Source organism: Edaphobacter sp. (genome assembly GCF_035532915.1).
In the GTDB taxonomy this organism is placed as follows: Bacteria; Acidobacteriota; Terriglobia; order Terriglobales; family Acidobacteriaceae; genus Edaphobacter.
In genome coordinates this window covers 1-4,599 of record NZ_DATKQC010000274.1, presented here as the reverse complement: position 1 = coordinate 4,599, position 4,599 = coordinate 1, and the positions used below count along the sequence as shown (strand labels likewise).

Genomic DNA, 4,599 nt, shown 5'->3' with positions numbered 1-4,599 from the left:
AAGCGTCCCGCACCCAACCAGCAAATTGCTGCGGGTGATGAGATAGTCCACCCTCGCCGGAAACGGCGGGAACATGTGAATCCCTTGGTCCCAGGTTCGAGTCCTGGCGGGCCCACCACAATAAAAACTCGAACCTTGGATGTGCGAATCACCATAGTTCGGCCGCTCTGAACCAGTATAGTTTGGCCACCTTCCTCAATGAACCCACTTTTGAGGTCTTGTGCGATTGTGACCAACAGTTGGCCTAGGCGGATAGTTCGAATCCGGCATGGCGCCCATTAGGGGGGGGCCGGCGTGGTTCAAAATGGCCGCAATCCACTGATTAGATGCAAATAACACCGTTCTACGGTCTTTCATGACGGTTATTCCTGTGCGAGCGACTGCTCAAGACGCCGTGCCTCCACAACACCTACACGGACCAACGCGGCTATGATTCGCTCCACCTCGATTCGCTGTGGTTTCCCTTCTCCGAGCTGCGTCCTGTCTTGACCAAAAACATTCTCCATCCAGAGACATAAGCGGCGGCCGATTCCGTAGGTAATCCAGAACTGGGTATCGTCTGGATAACTGTGCAACCAGGCCTTTACGGCAGCGACGATGAATGAAAGATGGACCGGTCTTGGAGACACTTCGAGGAGATTCATCACAAAGACCGCGACGGACAGAGACGGCCCGCTTCGCGCAAGGTCCTCCAGTACAGGCAAGAACGGCGGGAGGCGGTCGATACCCGGCGGCAGCAGATAGCACTTCGTAGGCTGAACGAACCCATGCTGATTGAAAAACAATGTGGCGATGGCTGACCCAATGTGCCGTTCGATGGATGGTGACCGTCCGGTCACCGTCCACCTCCATCCGCTGCTCTCCATCAGCCGTTCAGCCAACTTGGCCCGGAGTGCTACCGCGACTGTTTCGGTGATTCCGTTCCCCCCGAAATACACGGCATCAAAACTTCTCACGAAGTCGGCAACTGCATTGAAGAACGGCTCGTCTGGTAGCGATACCAATGGTTCCAGCGCTAGCTGCTCGATCTCAGGGAGCGATAGCCCAGCGAGCGCACGCGCCAGGAGGTCGAAGTACGCGCAGTTCCATTCCGTGGGTGGATTGTCAATTTCTTCGTTTCGGTCGAGGCCGGCACCATTTGCAGCCATGGTCCAAGGGCCATAAACCCTTGCGATATCACGCAGCGACAGATTCTTCGAAACGTTATATAGGCTACTGGACTTGGTCAACCACAATGCGGCGGCCTGATTGTCTATGAAGTCTTTGGACGGCATGTCCTCAGGTTTCGGCAATTCAGCCGGCACGCCTGGCAGACGGAGGCGCCGCCGTCGCCGAGGCTGCTCTGCCGGGAAGGTGGACCATCCGGGTTCTGGTCCAAACCCACTTAGCCATGCCAACTCGGCATCGACCACAGCGCCAAGTCTCTGACGCCTGTGCTCGTCATCCGTGGAGCGCGCCTCATTTATCGCACGCCCATTGCGCCTGCGCTGGATACACGATGCAAGAGCGCATCGAAGCACTGCACGAGGTAACCGCTCGTCGATGGAAGTGAGCACATCGCCAGCTGGGCCGAGCCCATGGGCTGCAGCCGGGTCGCCATGAACAGCGATTTCCAGAATGCCTCGAATCTGCTCCGGGCGAGGGCTCTCCCTGGCTATGTGGACGGTACCAACAAACGCCATTGCAACGGAATTGAATCGCAGTCCGTCGCGAAATCGATGCGCAGGGTCCGTCTCAGCTTCTATAACTGTGGCGAAAATACCATGCGCCCATTCAGATTTGGTGGCTCGCAGTTCCGCATCGCCGTCTCTCATCGCAATCATCGCCGCGGCCACGATGGCTTGATCGCGCATGCGTGCTTCGTCTAGGCTGACTTGCGTCTCGGCAGTTGATTGCGCCCATTCCACTACAGTGGCGGCGAACTCAGGCGACGAGCGGGACGGATTATCGAGCGCAGCGTTAAGCGCAAGCTGTATGTTGGTATCGGCGTTCTTTAGCGCCGACTTCGCCTGCAGGCCCTCCAGATGCTTCCTCTCTGCTTCTGGCGACACATACTGACGTACCGATGCCGTAGAACCATCACGCAGGGTGACGATGGCGTCCTGCCAGTTGGCAGGATCGAGAAGGTTGAGCGCGTAGACGACCATCAGGCGCGGGTCTCTCATGGTCGACTTCGGCTCGGGCGGGCCAAGCCGTTCTGCTACTTGCCTCAGCAGTCCCACGAGCTGTTCCCGCGTCGCGGCTGGTCCTCGAACTGCAATCTCACAGAGCGGATACTCGAGCGGTACCTTACGGGATGGACGCTTCTTCAGGTCCTCAAGGCTTGCAGTGCCGCTCGGCTCTTGCTGCAGCGCCTTGAGTCCAAAAAAATCCGGATACTCGAATCCGTCGTGCAGCTGGCGCTCCCTATCGAGGCTTAGCAGCTCGGGGGAGGCGAGAAAGGGAATCGCAAAATCCCGTGACTTTGGCCAGTGAGACAGAACGAGATCCACCGCAATCAGCAAGTACGCGGCTGGACTGCCCTCTGGGCCAAGCACGTCAGAAAGAACGCTGTCAAAGTTCTCGCCGGCCTCGATCCGCCGATGCGCCCAGACCTCGAGCGCCATCAGCGCGGAAGTAACGCTGTAGTTTCCATTCGCGTCCCGCGACCAGTAGTAGGACCGTCGCCAGGGAAAGCTACGCTCACCTTCGTGAAAGGCGATTGTGATCGCGTCGGCGCCCGGCTCGCTGCCACCGCTATAAAACGAGAGTGCGTGGTCCACGAGCTTCCGGATAAGCACAAGTCCATGCTGGGTCGAATGCGTCAGTAGATCGAGAAACGGCCCCTGTGACGGCGACGCCGGGAGAAAGTCATGATCTACATACTCGAAAGGTTCCTCTGTTTCGCCATGACGCCGCCGGCCCTGTTGGTCAGGTTTCCGAATGAGAGCATTCACAGTGAGGTCGGCGAGCTCAGCCGGTGCCGCCTGAGCGAGCGTCCCGCGGAACTTCAGGATGCTATGAATGGCATCTTCGCCGCGTTGCCGACTTCCCAAACTCCTGAGGTATTTCGCAGCGAGCTGGGGAGTTCGGCTCGCGAAAAATAGGAAGGCGTTTCGGATGTCAGATTCCAGAGACCGCATGCGGTCGTAGTCGATCTCGCCGCCGAACGGTTCGCGCAGATCTCTAAGCGCTGCATTGTCACGGACCGTTTCGATTTCGTTTAGCCACCCGAGGAACTGGGCTTGGACCATAGGGGTGAGTGGATCATTGACACCCAACACTCCGCTGGACCACGCGATGAAGAGGTCGACGACGTCGGGAATGGCCGCATGCGGCAGCTTGTCTCCAAGATGCAGAATCCAGACAATCAGGCGATACCACGATGGGCCGCTCGGCACGTTGAGGCTCGTGGGAATTGTGGCTGGGTCTATGCCAATCGAGGTGAATAGGCGCGCTGCCGGTTCTGATTCAACGGCGATCACGACGCGGATCAGCTCGCGAAGCAGCGCTCCGCGGTTCGCAAGCAGATAGTCAGCCGCCCGCGTCAGCAATTCAGAGCTGACCTCCGATCGGATCAGGGCAAGCAATGCCGCGCGGCGCCATGAACCGTGCATATGAGCGCTGCTCAGACGTTGGAGCAATGATTCCCAGGCCATACTGTCGCCAGATCGCTCAATCGCAGTGCGCGCGGCCAGCTCAACTCCTCGGGCATGAGCCGCTGACGCGGGGCGTGCGAGCGGCAGCTGACCAATCCTCTCCGGTTCAGCATGCAGAAGATTGGCGATCGCCCATTCGCGCAGGACATCATGTCTGAATGAAACACGATCGCCGCCCAAGTCCCGCAGTGTTTCGCTCGCAACCAGCGCGTTGACGGCACCGACGGGTTGGTCTTTGATCTCAAGTGGTTCAGCGCGAACCAGCGCCTGTTCTGCCAGTGCCCTCAGGACCCTTGCGCGTTCCCGCTGGTTCTCGCTCGGCGCACCGTCCGCCGTCTGCCACCAGTGCAACGCCATGTCGACTTCGCTGCGAGGCATCGATTCCTGAGCCGCACCTGCTGCCAGGCGGTTCAGACGGAAAAGGTTGCGCGCGACGTCCCGGGCTGGATGGCTGTCCGCGAGTAGAAATGCGAGCCCGGGCGCGGCTTGCCGGATCTCTTCGACCTCCGCGGAGCTGGGCTCGCCGATTATGATCGGATCGGCGCGTCCCATGCGACGTAGTGCGTCAGCCGGCAGCCAGCTTGACTCGTCGACACCAAAATTACGGCGTGCTGTCGCGATGACAGCAAAACCGGGGACGTTCGAAACTTCCCGCACCAGGTCGACGACTGTCCGGCGCTCGTCTTCCTTGAAGAAATCCAGGTTATCGATAAACAGTATGGCGGCGCCGTCGCCGGCGAGATCAGTCAACAGCTCACACGCGGTGCCGTCGAATCCGATCACAGCGCGCATTGCCGTCCATCCCCTCGGAGTCGTCCTATTTGGGCTGAGGACGATGACCGGCGCTTCCATTGCCGTCTGCTCGGCGAAATGCTTCAGCAGACCGGATTTGCCGACACCCGCATCCCCACGAATCTCGACGTACCGCCCAACGTCCAACGCTGCATGAATGGCATTCACA

At 59.3% G+C, this 4,599-nt stretch carries 1 protein-coding gene; it reads right to left on the bottom strand.

Features of this window, described 5'->3' with window-relative positions:
- Nucleotides 1-362: 362 nt before the first annotated feature.
- Nucleotides 363-4,599, bottom strand: a 4,237-nt coding sequence (locus tag VMU57_RS13185) for a hypothetical protein (protein WP_325384128.1), incomplete at its 5' end; no start/stop codon positions are given.